The organism is Mesorhizobium sp. M0060 (genome assembly GCF_040323155.1).
Lineage (GTDB): Bacteria > Pseudomonadota > Alphaproteobacteria > Rhizobiales > Rhizobiaceae > Mesorhizobium.
The window spans coordinates 164,637-182,022 of the sequence record NZ_JAMYUP010000008.1 but is presented as its reverse complement, the minus strand read 5'-3'; the positions used below and the strand labels follow the sequence as shown (position 1 = coordinate 182,022).

Below are 17,386 nucleotides of genomic sequence, written 5' to 3'. Positions count from 1 at the left end.
CGAATCACTTGGCGTCGCAGAAATGCGGCTAAAACAAACAGATAGGGATGCCCGCTTCAAATTTGAACGCATCCCGCTCTAGCCCTCAAGAGACCAGCACCGCCACCACAGCAGCACAGTCGCCAGCCTTGACCAATCCGGGGAAATGCCGAGCCGCCAATAGACCGGACATTTTGGCCCGGATCTCCTGCGGAGCGCCGCCGGTGCGGCCTATGGAATGGACCCGCGCCAGCACCTGGTTCTCTGCCACCGGCTCGCCGAGATCGATCATCGTCTCGATCATCCCGTCGTCCTCGGCGAACAAAAAGCAATCGCCGGACGGCATGTCCAGCCAGCGGGTCGGGCGCGTTTCGACCTCGCCGGCGACGATGCCGGCATGGCGCAGCACATTGAGCACGCCGCGCCGGGCGATGCGCACCGTTTCCGCGCGGGAAGTACCACCGCCGCCGAGCTCAGTGGTGATGAACAGCTTGCCCATCTCCTCGGCGGCAGTGTCGAACATGCCGACTGCATCGATCTCCAGCATCTTCATCGACCAAGGCGCGGAGAACGCTTCTACCGCCGCGAACCCCTTCTCTTCCAGCGCCTTGTCGGGCCGGATATGGGCGGCGCAGAACGGCACGAAATCGAGCGTCTTGCCGCCGGAGTGGAAATCGAGCGCGATGTCTGTACGGGGCAGCAATTCGCGCTGGAAATAGTCGGCGATCTTCTCGGTCACCGTGCCGTCGGGCCGGCCGGGAAAGCTGCGGTTGAGATTGCCCTTGTCGATAGGCGAGGTGCGCGTGCCGGCGCGGAACGCCGGATAGTTCATCGCCGGCACGATGATGACCGTGCCGCTGACTTGCCTCGGATCGAGCATGCGGGCGAGGTCATAAAGCGCCAGCGGCCCCTCATACTCGTCGCCATGATTGCCGCCGGTGAGCAATGCGCTCGGCCCGTTGCCGTTGCGGATGACGCAGACCGGGATCATCACCGATCCCCAAGCCGAATCGTCACGGCTGTAAGGCAGGCGCAGGAAACCGTGCTGCACGCCGTCGCGCTCGAAATCGACGGTCGGCGTGATCGGTGATGGGCGAAGGCTGGACATCGGGCTCAATTCTTCACCACCAGCTTGCGCGGCACATTGGCCAGGCACTCGACCCCCGTTTCGGTGATCAGGATGCACTCGGTGATCTCCAGTCCCATCGTCTCCAGCCACAGGCCGGTCATGAAATGGAAGGTCATGCCGGGCTTGAGCTCGGTACGGTCGCCGGGGCGCAGGCTCATGGTGCGTTCGCCCCAATCCGGCGGATAGGAAAGCCCGATCGGGTAGCCGGTGCGGTTGTCCTTGACGATGCCGTATCTCTTCAGCACCACGAAGAACGCGTTGGCGATGTCCTCGCATGTGTTGCCGGGTTTGGCGGCGGCAAGCCCCGCTTCCATGCCTTCCAGGGTCGCCTTCTCGGCGTCGAGGAATTCCAGCGTCGGTTTACCAAGGAACACTGTCCGGGAAAGCGGACAATGGTAACGGTTGTAGCAGCCGGCAATCTCGAAGAAGGTGCCTTCGCCCGATTTCATCGGCCTGTCGTCCCAAGTCAGATGCGGCGCCGACGCATCGGCGCCCGACGGCAGCAGCGGCACGATCGCCGGATAGTCGCCGCCGATGCCATCGACGCCGCGCGTGCCGGCGTCATAGATCTCGGCGACCAGGTCGCATTTGCGCATGCCGACTTCGATCTTGTCGACGATGCGCTGGTGCATCGCTTCGACGATGCGGGCGGCTTTGCGCATATAGTCGATTTCGGTCGGGCTCTTCACCGCGCGCTGCCAGTTGACCAGTGCCGTGGCGTCGACGAAGCGGGCGTTGGGTAAATGCTTCTGCAACGACGCGAAGGCAGCGGCCGAGAACCAGTAATTGTCCATCTCGACGCCGATGCTGAGCTTGCCCCAGCCGCGGTCGGCGAGCACGCTGGACAGAAAATCCATCGGGTGGCGCTCGGTCGACTGCACATAGTGGTCGGCATAGCCGACGATGTTGTCGTGCGCGAGATAGGCGGTGCGCTTGGCGCCGTTGGCGTCCTGGCCGCGCCCGTACCACACCGGCTCGCCCGACGGCGGCACGATAACGGCCTGGTGCACATAGAACGACCAGCCGTCATAGCCGGTCAGCCAGGCCATGTTGGACGGATCGCTGACGATCAGCAGATCGACGCCCTTGGCCTCCATGGCCTTCCGCGTCTTGGCGAGGCGGTCCGCATATTCGCCGCGCGAGAATTTCAAATTCGGCTGCATTGTTCTTGGTCCTCGTTTGTTGGGCCTTGCGGCCAGCATCAGCTTTCGAAAATCGTACCGCTCTTGGCCGCCCGCGCACGGTCGCGGGCGAACGTGGCGATCGCCGTGTCCTGCACGCCGGTGCCGGTCAGGTCGGCGATGGTGATGTCGCTGTCCGAACGCCGGCCATGCCTTTCGCCGGCGATGATGTGGCCGAGCTCGGTGATCTCGGCATCGGCCGCCATCACGCCCGCCGCGATGGCATGGTGCAGTTCGCCCAGGCGCCGCGTCTGCTTGGCGCTGTCGGCGACGTAGAGATCGGCCATGCGCAGGATCGCCGGCGCGATCTCGTTCTTGTGCTCGGCATCCGACCCCATCGCGGTGATGTGCTGGCCGGCGGAGACGAAGCCGGCCTTGATCAGCGGCTCGGTCGACGGCGTCGTGGTGACGATAATGTCGGCATCGGCCGCTGCCTTTGCCGCGTCGGGCTCGGCGTGAACGATAATGCCCAGCCTTTCGCGCAGCGTATCTGCCGCCGCTTCGGCCTTGGCGGCATCCCTTGCCCAGATGCGGGCCTCGGTGATCGGCCGCACCAGCATCAGCGCCTCGAGCTGCAGTCCGGCCTGAACACCGGCGCCGAAGACCGCAGCGACGGAGGAGTCCGGCCGCGACAGATGCTTGGCGGCGACCGCACCGGCGGCGGCGGTGCGGATGTCGGTGAGATAGCCATTGTCGAGCAGCAGCGCCTCGACCAGACCGGTTTTCGCCGACAGCAGCACCATCATGCCGTTGACGCTGGGCAGGCCGAGCTTCGGATTGTCGAAAAAGCCGGGACTGATCTTGATCGCAAAACCATCGATGCCCGGCACATAGGCGGTCTTGACGTCGACCTCGCCACGATGCTCTGGAATGTCCAGCCGTAGGATCGGCGGCATCGCCACCGGCAAGGTGGCGAGTGCACGAAATGCGTTCTCGACGCAGGCGACGGCATCGAGATCGAGCTTCACGATCTTGCGCAATTCAGCTTCGGTGAGGATCGTCATCCGGCTCATGCTGCGTGCTCCGCAATTGCTTCGCCGCAGATGATCTTGCGGTGCAGTGTCATGTCAATATTGCGGCCGGACAGAACGAGCACCGTCGCGCCGTTCGCTTTGACCTTGCCGGCAAGCACGGCCGCGATGCCGACCGCGCCGGCGCCCTCGACGACCTCGCGCTCCTGCTCATAAGCATGACGAATGCCGGCGGCGATCTCGTCCTCGCTGAGCAGGATCACGCCGTCAAGCAGGTCGCGACACATCGAGAAGGTCAGCCGGTTGTCGAGGCCGATGCCGCCGCCGAGTGAATCGGCCAACGTCGGAAGTTCCTCGACCAACACCGGATGCCCGGCATCGAGGCTTGCCTTCATCGCAGCACCGCGCGCCATCGAAACGCCGACGACCTTCGTTGCCGGGCTGACGCCCTTCACGGCAGCAGCGACGCCAGCCGCCAGCCCGCCGCCTGACAGCGGCACCAACACCAAAGCGGCGTCCGCAACTTGTTCCATGATCTCCAGCCCAAGTGTCCCTTGCCCGGCGACGATCGCAGGATGGTCGAAAGGCGGCAGCATGATCAGCCCCTCTTCCGCGACCAGCCGTTCGACTTCCTGCTGCGCCTCGTCCTGGCTGTTGCCGACGATGCGGATCTCGGCGCCAAGCCGACGGATCTCCTCGAGCTTGTTCTCAGGCACGAGCCGCGACATGCAGATCGTCGCGTGGATGCCTTGCAGTTGAGCGGCATAGGCAAGCGCCCGGCCGTGATTGCCGGTCGAGGCGGCGACTACACCGCGCGCCTTCTCCCCTTGTGTCAGCGAAGCGATAGCATTCGAGGCACCGCGCAACTTGAAGGCGCCGGTGGTCTGCCGATGTTCGAGCTTGAGATAAACAGGCGCGCCCAAGTGATAGGAAAGACTTCGGGAAGTGACGGTCAGCGTACGCTCGACTTTGCCTGCGATGCGCTCGCGCGCGGCGTGGATATCGGAGAGGCTTATCTGGGAAGCGGTCATGGCTCATCAATCAGTTCAACGGCAGCGTCATCAGGCGGCCGAATTCGGCCCGCGGCTCGTCGTCGCCGCAAAGCCGCAGGCAATTCCAGGCCGTCGCCTGGTTGCTGGTGACGACGGGGCGGCCGATGGCTTCCTCCATGCCGACCACTGCTGCCGCCGACCGTAGCGCCGTGCAGGAGACGAACAGCGCGTCGGCTTGCGCATCAGTCGCTTCGCGGGCCAGATCGACCAAGGACTTCGGCGATATCCGCGCCATCTCACGGTCGTCCTCGAAGCCAAGGCAAGTGAAGCTGGCGATCTCGAAACCGTGCGCCGCGAAATAGGCCGCCATCGGCCGGCTGGTCTCGACCGTATAAGGGGTGAGAATGCTGATTGTCCTGGCGCCCAGCGCCTTCAGGCCGCGCACCGCCGCCATCGGCGGCGTGACCACCGGCGCGCCGGGTTTCGCGGCCTGCACCGCCGCCTCGATTTCGGCATCGCCAATCACGACGGAGGCCGAGGTGCAGGAATAGCAGATCGCGTCGAGCGGCTCGTCGGGAAGGATGAGGCCCGCGCCCGCCGTCAGTGACGGCTGCATCTTGCGCAAATTCTCGGGCGTCGTCGGGTTGGCGTAGGGAATACGCGCGACATAGACGCCGATGCGGTCGCTTGCCACCATGCGGCGAAAATCCGGTTCGCTCGTATGGTCGGTGGCAAGGATGATCAGCCCGACCCGCTTTTCCAGCGGACGCGCATCGAGCGCCGGCCGGGCCGAGCGCAGGCGGATATCGGGTGCAGCAATCATCTTTCGATCCGCCCATAGCGGTGTTCCAGCCAGCGCAGCAGCACCACCGAGAACAGGCTGATGACGAGGAAGAAGGCGCCGACCAACGTGATCGGTTCGATATAGCGATAATAGGTGTTGGCGACGCTCTTGGCCTGGTTCATCAGTTCCAGCACGGTGATCGCCGACAGCAGCGGCGTCTCCTTGAACATGGCAATGAAATAATTGGCAAGCGCCGGGATCATCGGCGGAATCGCCTGGGGAATGATGATGTGCGTCCACGTCTGCGTGGCGTTCAGATTGCAGGCCTTGGCCGCTTCCCATTGGCCGCGCGGCACATTATCGATGCCGGCGCGGTAGACCTCGGCCGTGTAGGTGCCGTAATGCAGCCCGAGGCCGATCACGCCCGCCACCAGCGGCGGCAACAGCACGCCGAAATCCGGCAGCACGTAGAAGATGAAATAGAGCTGCACCAACAGCGGCGTGCCACGGATGAACTCGGCAAGGAAACCGACGGTGCGCGACAGAGCCCTGTTCGGCGAACGGCGCGCCAACGCGATGCCCAGCCCCACGACGGCCGCCAGCACCGAGCCGAGCAGCGTCGCCAGGATGGTGATCTTCACCCCCTCGATCAGCGTCGGCAGGATCTGCCGGACAAAATCCCAATCCCATTCCATTATGAGGCCCGATCCATCAGACGCGCACCCCGTCCAGGCCACGCGCCATGCGGCGTTCCAGCGACCGCACGCCCCATGAGATGAGCAGCGCCAGGGCGAAATAGATGACGAGGATGGTGCTGAACGGCACCAGCGTGTTGCCGGTCTGCGAGCGCACCACCTGCGCCTGGAAGGTCAGGTCGGCAAGCGAGATCAGCGAGACGACGGCGGTGGCCTTGAGCAATTCAATGGCGTTGTTGCCGAAGGTCGGCAGCATCACCAAAAGCGCCTGCGGCAGGATGATATGGCGCATGCCTTGCCAGCGGCCGAGATTGAGCGCAGTGCAGGCCTCATATTGTTCGCGGCCGATCGACTTGATGGCGCCACGTACCACTTCCGCTGCATAGGCGCCGACATTGAGGCCCAGCGCCAGCACGCCGGCCTGCAGCGGCGTCAGTGAAATGCCGGCCAAAGGCAGCACGAAATAGGCCCAGAACAGCTGCACGAAGATCGAGGTGCCGCGAAAGAACTCGATATAGGCGGTCGCCAGCGCGCGCAGCACGAAAAACCGCGACAGCCGCCCCAGTCCGGCAAGAAAGGCCATGATCAAGGCCAGCACCGACCCCATCAGCGTCAGCTCGATGGTGACAAGCGCTCCTTGCAATATCAGGCCGAAATAGCCGGACCATTGGGTCATTGGATCGAAAAAGCTCCGCATTGAATATTTGGCAAGGCGTTCGCTTCAGCGTCCTTCTCCCCGTCTACGGGAGAAGATGCCGGCAGGCAGATGAGGGGCAGAGCCAACTTGTCAGAAGCTGGCGTCGCCCCTCATTCGGCCCTTGGGGCCACCTTCTCCCCGCGAACAGGGAGAAGGAAGAGGTGGTTACTTCGCCGAGCAGAGCTTGTCGCGCGTCGTCGACATCGCCGCCGCCGCCGAGAAGCCATAGGGCTCGATGATCTTGGCGAACTCGCCGGACTTCTTCAGCTTCGCCAGTTCGACGTCATAGGCGTCGCGCAGCGCCTCGTCGCCCTTCTTGAATGCCGCGCCGTCGCAATAGACCGGTGCGCCGACCACCGGCGCGACGACTTCGAGGTTCGGATCATTGGCCTTCTTGACCAGGTCGTTGATCGACAGCACCGGCAGCGAATAGGCATCGATGCGGCCGTCCTGCAGCATCTTCAGGCCGCTCTGGCCGTCCGGCACAACGATGACGCGCTCGCGCGGCACGCCGGCGGTGAGCGCCAGCTTCTCTTCGGTGCCGCCGCCCGGCGCGCCGATCGTCGCGCTCGCGTCCTTGGCGACATCCTCATAGCTCTTGAAGCCCTTCGGGTTGCCCTTCTTCACCAGCATCGCCTCGGCGTCGCACAGCACCGGCTCCGAATACACGACCGCCGCGCAACGTTCCGGCTTCATGAACAGGCCGGCGGTGACGACGTCGAAGCGGCCGGCCTGCAGGCCGGGGATCATCGCGCCATATTCCGAGATCGAGGCGACGATATCGTTGACGCCAAGGCGTTTGAAGATTTCACGGGCAACGTCGGGCGCCGCACCCGAAACCTTGCCGTCGGCAGCGACCGCCGTATAGGGCGGCTCGTTGGCGATGGCGACGCGGGCAAAGCCTTGCGCCTTGAGCTGCTCGAGCTTGCTGTCATCGGCCGAGCCGGCCGTCGAGGCGGCCAACACCGCCGTCAGTGCAATACCGGCGACGCCGGCCAAAATGGCAAATTTCTTCATTGTTCCCAACTCCTTGTTTGTCTGTCTTCTTGGTTTGCTTGAGGCGTCGCCGCCTCGCATGGCGGTCAGACCCGATGTCCGGCCGCAATGATCTTCTTCAGGAAGCCTTGCGTGCGCTCCTGTTTGGGATGGCGGAAAATCTCATCGGGCTTGCCCTCCTCGACTATTCTGCCGCGATCGAAGAACAGCACCCGGTCAGCGAAGTCATGGGCGAAACCCATCTCGTGGGTGACCAGCAGCATGGTCATGTCGGTCTCGGCGGCGAGCTTGCGCATGACGTTGAGCACCTCGTCGACAAGTTCCGGGTCGAGCGCCGAGGTGACCTCGTCGAACAGCATGATCTTCGGCGAGAGCGCCAGCGCCCGGGCAATCGCGACGCGCTGCTTCTGTCCGCCGGAAAGCTGCGCCGGCATCGCTTTGGCCTTGTCGACCATGCCGACCATGTCGAGCAGTTCCATCGCCCGCTTCTCGGCGGCGGCCCGCGGCATGCCTTTGGTCAGCATCGGTGCCAGCGTCACATTGTCGATGACGCATTTGTGCGGAAACAGATTGAACAATTGGAAGACCATGCCGATCTTCTGGCGCATCTTTGCCAAATGCCGCTCATCCGCCGTCAACAGCCGGCCGTTACGCTCCATGTGGTACAGCTGCTCGCCGTCGACCTGGATGTGGCCGCTGTCAATGCGCTCGAGCGTCATCAGGATGCGCAGGATCGTCGTTTTGCCCGAACCCGACGGGCCGATCAGCGCCAGCTTCTCGCCGGGCATGACTTGCATCGAGAGGCCGTCCAGCACCTTGAAGGTGCCGAAGCTTTTCGAAATGCCGTCGATCTTGATGATGGGCGCCGACAATGAATTTCCCGTGCTGGAGAAGCTATGCCTTAACGATGCGGATCGCGGCAAATCATGTCAATCAAGAAAATAATATCATGACAATATTTTGGACTCCGCAGAATTCCCCGACAGTTGCTGCCTAGATCGCGAGCAGAAGATGCTCGGGATCGCCGAGCAGAAGCTTGGTGACAACGCCGAGACCGGCACGCAGTTCCCCCTCTGTGGTCGAGCCCAGCGAAATCCGTACGGCAGGATGCCAGGGCATCTGCGAAATGCGAAAGGACGTGCCGGGCGCGATCGCCACGCCCTGCAGGCGAGCCTGGGAAACAAAGCTTTCCTCGCCCCGGTCATCGGGCAGCTGCAGCCAGACATGCAGCCCGTCGCGATGGGCCCGATAATCCACTCCGGCAAGCACCTCGGCGGCGATGGCCAGACGCCGCCGCAAAGCCAGCCGCTGCCATCGGACGAGTTCCATCGCGGTGCCGTCAGTCACCCATTTGGTGGCGATCTCCGCCACCATCGGCGTCGCCATCCAGTTCGAGACCAGGTGGCGGTTGGCGACGGCAGCGACATAACGATCGGGCGCCGCGAGATAGCCGATGCGCAGGCCGGGCACCACGATCTTGGTGAAGCTGGTGACGTAGAGCGTGCGCTCGGGCGCAAACGCTGCGACGGGCGGCGGCCGGTCCTCGACCAGCGGGCCGAGAACGTCGTTTTCGATAATGGCGATGTCATGCCTGCGCGCCACGGCGGCAATCTGTTCGCGCCGGGCGGCGTCCATCAGCGTCGCCGTCGGGTTGATTACCGAGGGCTGCACGAACACCGCGCGGATGTCGGAAAGCCGGCAGGCCTCGTCCAGCGCTTCCGGGATCAGGCCATTGTCGTCGATCGGCAAACCCTCGAGGTTGAAGCCGAGATAGCGGGCGAGCGGGATCAGCGTGTGATGGCCGATCGCTTCGGTGGCGACCGTCGAACCGGGCGGCGCTACGCTCATCAGCGCCACCGTCATCCCGGCCGTGGCGCCGTTGGTCAGGCTGATGTTCTGCGACGACACGTCGAGGCCGCAGAGCCGCAGCCATTCGACACCCACCACGCGGTGGCGCGGGAACACCATGTTCGGCCTGAACGACAGCGCCGAGCTCGACGGCAGGTTTTCGGCGAGCCAGCCCAGCGCCTGCCTCAGCCGCTCCAGATGCATCGGTTCGCAGACCGGCTTCAGGATGGAGAGGTCGATGAGCTCGCCCAGCCGCTCCGGCAGATAGGGTGGCTCCGGCTCCCGGCGCTGCGTCTGCACGAAGCTGCCGCGGCCGACCTCGCCGGACACCAGCCCGCGGCGGATCAGCTCCTCGTAGGCACGGCTGACCGTCTGCACGGAAAGTTTCAGATCGTCGGCCAGCTGCCGGTGCGTCGGCAACCGCACGCCATTGGCCAGGCGCCCGTCATGGATGGCGCGCGCGAACTGGTCGGCGAGCGATTGATAGGCCGGCCGCCGGATAAGAGCGGGATCTGGTCGCCAAAATGTCATGACTTATTAGAGATCGAAATCAGTGCAATTGACAATCGAAATAATGCGCCGTCATGGTGTCCGGAACTAGAAGTGGACGATCATGGCTGCAGCGAAACTCGATCCGATCGATCTGAAAATCCTCGACGCTATCCAGCGCGACGGCCGCATCACCAAGCTGGCGCTGGCCGAGAAAGTCGGCCTGTCGCCGACGCCTTGCTGGACGCGGCTGCGCAAGCTGGAAAAGGCCGGCATTGTCTCCGGCTATCACGCCAGGATCGCCATGCGTGCCATTGCTCCAGTCGCCACCGTGCTGATGGAAGTGACGCTGGCCAGCCACCGCCAGGCCGATTTCGACCGTTTCGAGCGGGTCATCCGCGATGTTCCCGAGATCGTCGCCTGCTGGTCTGTCGGCGGCGGTGTCGACTACCTGCTGAAGGTGATGGCGCGCGACATCGACGCCTATCAGCGGTTGGTCGACACTCTGCTCGAACGCGAGATCGGCATCGACCGCTATTTCACCTACATCGTCACCAAGACGGTGAAGGAGGAGAGTGCCCTGCCGGTCGCCGATCTGCTGCCGGCGTCTTCCTGATACCGAAGCGTCCTCCTGATACCGGAGAGATCGTCTGGCTGGGCAGGGCGATAGAGACAATCTCTCTACGTGCAGGCGCCGAAACAGCCTCTCTGTTTGCGGCGCAGAGCTAGTCTTGCGGCATCACCCGAACCGGGAGCCGATGATGTCCGCACATTTTGCCCGCTCGCAGCGCCATGAAGCGCTTGATCGCCTCGCCGACCGACGGCTGCTGCGTGAGCTCGCCTATGTCGATGGCCACTGGACGGCGAGCGAGACCGCTGAGAGTTTCGAGGTGACCGATCCGGCCACCGGATCCACCGTCGCTTTCGTTGCCGCGCTCGACGTCCGGCAGACGACATCGGCGATTGATGCGGCATCGCGCGCCTTTCCCGCCTGGCGCTCATTGCTGCCGCAGGAACGGTCGAAAATATTGCGCAAATGGTTCGATCTGATTGTCGCCGCCAAAAATGACCTAGCCCTGCTGATGACGCTCGAACAGGGCAAGCCGCTGAAGGAATCACTAGGCGAAATCGACTACGCCGCTTCCTTCGTCGAGTGGTATGCCGAGGAGGCCAAACGCCTCAACGCCGAAAGCGTCACCAGCCATTTGCCGGGCGCCGAGATGATGGTGCGGCGCGAACCGCTCGGCGTCGTCGGCGTCGTCACGCCGTGGAATTTTCCCGCGGCCATGCTGACCCGCAAGGCGGCGGCCGCGCTTGCAGCGGGCTGCACCATCGTCGCGCATCCTTCCTCGGAAACGCCGCTCTCGGCACTGGCGCTGGCCGAACTCGGCGAACGTGCCGGCCTTCCGTCAGGCGTGTTCAACGTCCTCACCGGCAAGGCTTCGAGCATCGTCGGGCGGATGTGCGAAGACCCGCGCGTCCGCGCCATGAGCTTCACCGGCTCGACCGAGATCGGCAGGCTGATTGCCGCGCAGAGTGCGCCGACGATGAAGCGTCTGGTGATGGAGCTTGGCGGCCATGCGCCGCTGATCGTCTTTGCCGATGCCGACCTCGACAAGGCTGTGACCATAGCCATTGACGCCAAATTCGCCACTTCCGGCCAGGACTGTCTCGCCGCCAACCGCATCTATGTCCAGCGCCCGATATATGATCGGTTCTGTGCCGCTTTCGCCAAACGCATCGAGGCGCTGCGGACAGGCAATGGCCTGGTTGATGAAACCGACATCGGACCCTTGATGCACGAACGCGCCGTCAAGAAGGTTGAGGAGCAGGTCGCCGATGCGCTTGCCAAAGGCGCGCGCTGCCTGACAGGCGGCAAGCGCCATTCTACCGGGCCGCTGTTCTATCAGCCGACCCTGCTTGCCGACGTTGGAGACGACGCCCTGATCATGCGTGAGGAAACCTTTGGTCCGGTCGCCGCGGTGACGCCTTTCGACGGCGAAGACGAAGTCGCCGCCCGCGCCAATGCCACCGAATACGGCCTCGTCGCCTATGTCGTGACTGAGAATGGCGGCCGCCAATTGCGCATGGGCCGCGCGCTCGACTACGGCATGGTCGCCATCAACCGCGTCAAGATCACCGGCGCGCCGATCCCCTTCGGCGGCGTCAAGCAGTCCGGCATCGGCCGCGAGGGCTCGCGTCACGGGCTCGAAGCCTTTACCGATCTCAAATATCTCTGCCTCGACGTGGCGTGACGCGCCCGACCTTTTCCTTAGGAGTAAAAAAATGCTCGACCAGTCCAACGAACTCGCCGCCTGGGATCGCGATCACTTCTTCCATCCCTCGACCCATATGGGCACCCACGCGCGGGGTGAATCACCGACCCGCGTGATCGCCGGTGGCGAAGGCGTCACCATCTGGGACAGTAATGGGCGCAAGAGCATCGATGCTTTCGCCGGCCTCTATTGCGTCAATGTCGGCTATGGCCGCCAGAAGATCGCTGACGCCATCGCCGCGCAGGCCAAGAACCTCGCCTATTATCACGCCTATGTCGGGCACGGCACCGAGGCGTCGATCACGCTTTCCAAGATGATCATCGACCGCGCCCCGCAAGGCATGTCGAGGGTTTATTTCGGCCTCTCCGGTTCCGACGCCAACGAAACCAACATCAAGCTGATCTGGTACTACAACAACGTGCTTGGCCGGCCGGAGAAGAAGAAGATCATCTCGCGCTGGCGCGGCTATCACGGCTCCGGCATCATGACCGGATCGCTGACCGGCCTCGACCTGTTCCACAACGCCTTCGACCTGCCGCGTGCGCCGGTCCTGCACACCGAGGCACCTTACCATTTCCGCCGCGCCGACCGCTCGCTGAGCGAAGAGCAGTTTTCGCAATACTGCGCCGACAAGCTCGAGGAGATGATCCTCGCCGAAGGGCCGGAAACGGTCGCCGCCTTCATCGGCGAGCCGATCCTCGGCACCGGCGGCATCGTGCCGCCGCCGGCCGGCTACTGGGAAAAGATCCAGGCGGTGCTGAAGAAATACGACGTGCTGCTGGTCGCCGACGAGGTCGTCACCGGCTTTGGCCGGCTTGGCACTATGTTCGGCTCCGACCATTACGGCATCAGGCCCGACCTGATCACGATCGCCAAGGGCTTGACCTCGGCCTATGCGCCGCTGTCGGGCGTCATCGTCTCCGACAAGGTCTGGCAGGTGCTGGTGCAGGGTTCAGACAAGCTCGGCTCGCTCGGCCATGGCTGGACCTATTCGGCGCATCCGATCTGCGTGGCCGCCGGCGTCGCCAACCTGGAACTGATCGACGAGATGGACCTGGTGCGGAACGCCGGCGAGACCGGCGCCTATTTCCGCGCCGAGCTGACGAAAGCCGTCGGTGGTCACAAAAATGTCGGCGAGGTGCGCGGCGACGGCATGCTGGCGGCAATCGAGTTCGTAGCCGACAAGGACGACCGCGTGTTCTTCGACGCCTCGCAAAAGATCGGACCGCAGATCGCAACCGCCCTTGCGGCAAGCGGCGTCATCGGCCGGGCCATGCCGCAGGGCGACATTCTCGGTTTCGCGCCGCCGCTCTGCCTGACGCGGGAAGAGGCCGATATCGTCGTGTCGAAGACGGCCGACGCGGTGAAGAGCGTGTTTGCAAACATCTGAAGAACCGACATGAATGCCATGACCAAAACCCTCCCCGCCACCATGGCCGCCGTGCTGCTGACCGGCCATGGCGGACCGGAAAAGCTCGTCTACCGCACCGACGTCAAAGTACCCTCGCCCGCCCCGGGCGAAGTGCTGGTCAAGGTCACCGCTTGCGGCATGAACAACACCGACGTCTGGGTGCGCCAGGGCGCCTATGGCACGGAGGAAGATGCCGCCGCGGTGTCGACCTGGCGTCGTCAGGGCAACACGCTGACTTTCCCACGCATCCAGGGTACCGACACGGTCGGCAACATCGTTGCCGTCGGCGACGGCGTTTCGCCGGCTCGCATCGGCGAGCGGGTGATGGTCGACTTCTCTATCTACAACCGCGACGACGATTCACTCGCCGACATCGACTATATGGGCCACGGCCGTGACGGCGGCTATGCCGAATACCAAACCGTGCCGACGGAGAACGCCCATTTCGTCGACACCGATCTGAGCGACGTCGAACTCGCCACCTTCTGCTGCGCCTATCTCACCGGTGAACAGATGCTGGAACGCGCCGCATTGAAAGCCGGCGAGCGGGTGCTGGTCACCGGCGCCTCGGGCGGCGTCGGCTCCGGCATCGTGCAACTGGCGCGGGCGCGCGGCGCCATTCCCTATGCGGTCGTCGGCAAGGGGAAGGAACAGGCCGTGCGAGACATCGGCGCCGAGGCGGTGATCACCCGTGGCGTTGCCGATCTGCCGGCCGCAGTCAACCAGGCGACCGGCGGCCAGCCGATCGACGTCGTCGCCGACCTCGTCGGCGGCGCGATCTTCAACGACCTGCTGCGCATCTTGAGGCCCGAAGGCCGCTACACAACGGCCGGCGCGATTGCCGGCCCGGTCGTGCAGCTCGATCTGCGCACGATGTACCTCAAGCAGTTGCAGCTGCATGGGTCCAGCCAGGGAACGCGGGCGGACTTCCGCCGCATCGTGCGCTACATCGAGGAGCAAAAGATCCGGCCGCTGGTCGGCGGCGTCTACAAGCTCTCCGATTTCCATCGCGCCCAAGCGGATTTCATCGCCAAGGACTTCGTCGGCAAGCTGGTTGTCGTGCCGGATTCGGTAGAGATCGCTGAATAGCCGTTGACCTGATCAGCTCTGTGATCGGACCTGCTTGGCGGCGGCCTCGAGCGATCGTTCAAATGCGTCGATCATTTGGTCGACCTGCGGCTCGGTGATGATCAGCGGCGGGCAGAAAGCCAGCGCGTCGCCCATGTTGCGCGAGATGACGCCGTTCTGCTGCATGAAGGCGTTGACGAGCCCGCCCAGCGCCCCGGCCGTCCCCGGCGCCTTGCTCGCCTTGTCGCCGACCAGTTCGACCGCTGCGACCAGGCCGACACCACGCACCTCGCCGACAAGCGGGTGCGACGCGAGCGTGCGCAGCCGCTTCTGCATATGCGCACCGACCGTGCGCGCGTTGCCGACAAGGTCGCGCTCCTCGATCAGCTTCAGGTTCTCGAGCGCGACCGCTGCCGCAACGGGATGACCGCCGCCGGTGAAGCCGTGGCCGAAGGTGCCGATACGATTGCTTTCGTCGGCGATCGGCTCGAATACCTTCTCGTTGATCAGCAAGGCCGAGATCGGCAAATAGGACGAAGAAATCTGCTTCGACAGCACCATGATGTCGGGCCTGATGCCGAAGGTCTGCGAGCCGAACATCTCACCTGTTCTGCCAAAGCCGCAGATCACCTCGTCGGCGACGAGCAGGATATCGTATTTCGACAGCACCGCCTGGATCTTCTCCCAGTAGCCGGAAGGCGGAACAATGACGCCGCCAGCACCCATGATTGGTTCGCCGAAGAAGGCGGCGATGGTTTCCGGTCCTTCGGCGAGGATCAGCTTTTCCAGCTCGTCGGCAAGCCGCGTCGAAAACAGCTCTTCGCTTTCACCCGGCAGCGCCTCGCGCCAATGGTGCGGCGTCGAGGTGTGCAGCACATTGGCAATCGGCAGGTCAAAGGAAGTGTGGTTGTTGGGCAGTCCGGTCAGGCTTGCCGAGGCGATGGTGACGCCGTGATAGCCCTTCTTGCGGCTGATGATCTTCTTGCGCGCCGGCTGGCCGAGCGCATTCGACCGGTACCAGATCATCTTCATGGCCGTATCGTTGGCCTCGGAGCCGGAATTGGTGAAATACGCCTTGCTCATCGGCACCGGCGCCATCTGCACCAGTCTCTCGGCGAGATCGATCAGCGGCGAATGCGATTTGGAGCCGAAATCGTGATAGTAAGGCAGCTTCGACATTTGCCGTACTGCCGCATCGACCAGCCGCTTCTCCGAAAAACCGACCGCAACGCTCCAGAGCCCCGCCATCGCCTCGATATAGCGGTTGCCGGCACGGTCCTCGACATAGATGCCGTCGCCCTTCTCGATGACGAGCGGCCCCGACTCCTGATGCTTGCGCGCATTCGTATAGCCATGCATGTGAAAGCTTATGTCGCGGGCTTCGGGTGAATTCGGTCTTGCGTCCATGACGGCTCCTGTGCTGCACGCGGAACAGTCCTGCCGCCGGTCCGGCTCAGCAGGTCCCCGTGCGTTATGCCGTTTGATGCATCTTTCTCGAACGGTATAGTGTCAAGCGCTTTCGACAGGGCCAGCGGATGGATGGACGCATGCAGAACTTCGGCTTGACCTAACCGTGGACCATGTCGACTGCATTGTCGCCGGCGCCGGCGTTGTTGGCCTGGCGATCGCGCGAGAGATGGCGCAGCGCGGCATCGACACGCTGGTCCTGGAAGCCGAGAGCGCCATCGGCACCGGAACGAGTTCGCGCAATTCCGAGGTCATCCATGCCGGCATCCACTATCCAGTTGGATCGCTGAAGACCCGGTTCTGCGTGGCCGGCCGGGAAAAGCTCTATCGCTACTGCGACGAGCGGGCGATTCCGCATTCGCGCTGCGGCAAGCTCATCGTCGCCACGAATGCCGAACAGGAGCCGGTGCTCGCCTCAATCCGGGCCAATGCACGCGCTTGCGGCGCCGGCGACCTGGTGCGCTTGCGCGAAGCCGAGGCGCATGCGCTGGAGCCCAGCCTTAAGTGCACGGCGGCGCTGCTGTCGCCCGCCACCGGGATCATCGACAGCCACGCTCTGATGCTCGCCTTGCTGGCTGATGCCGAAGCGCACGGGGCGGGACTCAGCCTCAACACCCGCGTCGCCTCCGGACGCATCGAAGCGGGCCGCGTCGTGCTCGACACGGTGGACGCTACCGGCGGCGAGCGCTTCGAGATCGCCACCACGCGCTTCGTCAATGCCGCCGGGCTTGGCGCCACCGCACTTGCCCGCTCGCTTGAAGGGCTAGATCAGCAATTCGTGCCAAGGCTGCGTTACGCCAAGGGCAACTATTTTTCCGTGGCTGGCCAGGCGCCTTTTTCGCGGTTGGTCTATCCGGTGCCCGAACCCGGCGGGCTCGGTGTTCATCTGACGCTCGACCTCGATGGCGTCACCCGCTTCGGGCCGGACGTCGAATGGACCGATCAACTCGACTATCGCGTCGATCCAGCTCGTGGCGAGCGGTTCTATAGCGAGATCCGCAAATACTGGCCGGATCTGGCCGATGACAGCCTGCAGCCCGCCTATAGCGGTATCCGGCCAAAGCTGTCCGGTCCGGGCGAAGCCAATGCCGACTTCGTCATTCAGGACGTGGCGGTGCACGGCGTGGATAGCCTGGTCAATTTGTTCGGCATCGAAAGCCCCGGCCTGACCTCCTGCCTGGCGATTGCCGATCATGTCGCGCAGCGCCTCGCGCCGAAGTTGTAGCGCGTGCCGGCGACACGCGCCATACGGCAACGATCTGCATTAACGAGTATCAAGACGCATTGCGTGAACTTTCAGGCGCAAGTCGCCTATGAGGCACATCGCGCACTTGCAGCCCGCTCCGCGCTCTGATTCCCTGCATTCTGGGCTGTCCTGATTCGCACTGCCCGGTTCAAAGTTT

The 17,386-nt window shown here is 63.8% G+C and carries 16 protein-coding genes; 5 read left to right on the top strand and 11 right to left on the bottom strand.

Going from position 1 to position 17,386, the window contains the following annotated elements; genetic code table 11:
* Positions 1-85: 85 nt before the first annotated feature.
* From doeB to ehuR, 10 genes are all read right to left on the bottom strand, one after another.
* Positions 86-1,087, bottom strand: coding sequence for a N(2)-acetyl-L-2,4-diaminobutanoate deacetylase DoeB (doeB, locus tag NKJ94_RS11050; protein ID WP_352524921.1), 1,002 nt, complete (start codon positions 1,085-1,087; stop codon positions 86-88).
* A gap of 5 nt (positions 1,088-1,092) precedes the next feature.
* Positions 1,093-2,271 (bottom strand): ectoine hydrolase DoeA, encoded by a 1,179-nt coding sequence (doeA, locus tag NKJ94_RS11045; protein ID WP_352524920.1) that lies wholly within the window; start codon positions 2,269-2,271, stop codon positions 1,093-1,095.
* Positions 2,272-2,309: 38 nt separating this feature from the next.
* Positions 2,310-3,302 carry a cyclodeaminase gene (locus NKJ94_RS11040; protein ID WP_352524919.1) on the bottom strand — a complete coding sequence of 331 codons (993 nt, stop codon included), beginning with the start codon at positions 3,300-3,302 and terminating at the stop codon, positions 2,310-2,312.
* Positions 3,299-4,291, bottom strand: a complete 993-nt coding sequence (gene eutB, locus NKJ94_RS11035; RefSeq protein ID WP_352524918.1) for a hydroxyectoine utilization dehydratase EutB — start codon at positions 4,289-4,291, stop codon at positions 3,299-3,301. The genes NKJ94_RS11040 and eutB overlap by 4 nt, the downstream gene beginning before the upstream one ends.
* 10 nt (positions 4,292-4,301) lie before the next feature.
* Positions 4,302-5,075, bottom strand: coding sequence for an ectoine utilization protein EutA (gene eutA / locus NKJ94_RS11030; RefSeq protein ID WP_352524917.1), 774 nt, complete (start codon positions 5,073-5,075; stop codon positions 4,302-4,304).
* Positions 5,072-5,731 carry an ectoine/hydroxyectoine ABC transporter permease subunit EhuD gene (gene ehuD / locus NKJ94_RS11025; RefSeq protein WP_352524916.1) on the bottom strand — a complete coding sequence of 220 codons (660 nt, stop codon included), beginning with the start codon at positions 5,729-5,731 and terminating at the stop codon, positions 5,072-5,074. The genes eutA and ehuD overlap by 4 nt, the downstream gene beginning before the upstream one ends.
* Before the next feature lie 16 nt (positions 5,732-5,747).
* On the bottom strand, positions 5,748-6,407 hold the full coding sequence (gene ehuC, locus NKJ94_RS11020) for an ectoine/hydroxyectoine ABC transporter permease subunit EhuC (protein WP_352524915.1): 660 nt from the start codon (positions 6,405-6,407) through the stop codon (positions 5,748-5,750).
* A gap of 186 nt (positions 6,408-6,593) precedes the next feature.
* Positions 6,594-7,445, bottom strand: a complete 852-nt coding sequence (ehuB, locus tag NKJ94_RS11015; RefSeq protein WP_352524913.1) for an ectoine/hydroxyectoine ABC transporter substrate-binding protein EhuB — start codon at positions 7,443-7,445, stop codon at positions 6,594-6,596.
* Between the two features lie 65 nt (positions 7,446-7,510).
* Complete coding sequence (gene ehuA / locus NKJ94_RS11010) at positions 7,511-8,296, bottom strand: ectoine/hydroxyectoine ABC transporter ATP-binding protein EhuA (protein WP_352524912.1); 786 nt, start codon at positions 8,294-8,296, stop codon at positions 7,511-7,513.
* A gap of 121 nt (positions 8,297-8,417) precedes the next feature.
* Positions 8,418-9,803, bottom strand: coding sequence for a MocR-like ectoine utilization transcription factor EhuR (ehuR, locus tag NKJ94_RS11005; protein WP_352524910.1), 1,386 nt, complete (start codon positions 9,801-9,803; stop codon positions 8,418-8,420).
* Positions 9,804-9,885: 82 nt separating this feature from the next.
* On the opposite strand from ehuR, the gene NKJ94_RS11000 reads away from it, so the two are divergent.
* The 4 genes from NKJ94_RS11000 to NKJ94_RS10985 all read left to right on the top strand — a co-directional run bounded on the left by NKJ94_RS11000 (position 9,886) and on the right by NKJ94_RS10985 (position 14,537).
* Positions 9,886-10,377, top strand: a complete 492-nt coding sequence (locus tag NKJ94_RS11000) for an Lrp/AsnC family transcriptional regulator (protein ID WP_352524909.1) — start codon at positions 9,886-9,888, stop codon at positions 10,375-10,377.
* Positions 10,378-10,522: 145 nt separating this feature from the next.
* Positions 10,523-12,016 carry an NAD-dependent succinate-semialdehyde dehydrogenase gene (locus tag NKJ94_RS10995; RefSeq protein ID WP_352524975.1) on the top strand — a complete coding sequence of 498 codons (1,494 nt, stop codon included), beginning with the start codon at positions 10,523-10,525 and terminating at the stop codon, positions 12,014-12,016.
* A gap of 31 nt (positions 12,017-12,047) precedes the next feature.
* Positions 12,048-13,427 carry an aspartate aminotransferase family protein gene (locus tag NKJ94_RS10990; RefSeq protein ID WP_352524908.1) on the top strand — a complete coding sequence of 460 codons (1,380 nt, stop codon included), beginning with the start codon at positions 12,048-12,050 and terminating at the stop codon, positions 13,425-13,427.
* Positions 13,428-13,436: 9 nt separating this feature from the next.
* On the top strand, positions 13,437-14,537 hold the full coding sequence (locus NKJ94_RS10985) for an alcohol dehydrogenase family protein (protein WP_352524907.1): 1,101 nt from the start codon (positions 13,437-13,439) through the stop codon (positions 14,535-14,537).
* A 12-nt stretch (positions 14,538-14,549) separates the two neighbouring features.
* Here NKJ94_RS10985 and NKJ94_RS10980 read toward each other — a convergent pair whose 3' ends face one another.
* Positions 14,550-15,923, bottom strand: a complete 1,374-nt coding sequence (locus tag NKJ94_RS10980) for an aspartate aminotransferase family protein (protein WP_352524906.1) — start codon at positions 15,921-15,923, stop codon at positions 14,550-14,552.
* 166 nt (positions 15,924-16,089) lie between these two features.
* Here NKJ94_RS10980 and NKJ94_RS10975 point away from each other — a divergent pair, with 166 nt between their 5' ends.
* Positions 16,090-17,208, top strand: coding sequence for an NAD(P)/FAD-dependent oxidoreductase (locus tag NKJ94_RS10975; RefSeq protein WP_352524905.1), 1,119 nt, complete (start codon positions 16,090-16,092; stop codon positions 17,206-17,208).
* Positions 17,209-17,386 lie beyond the last annotated feature (178 nt).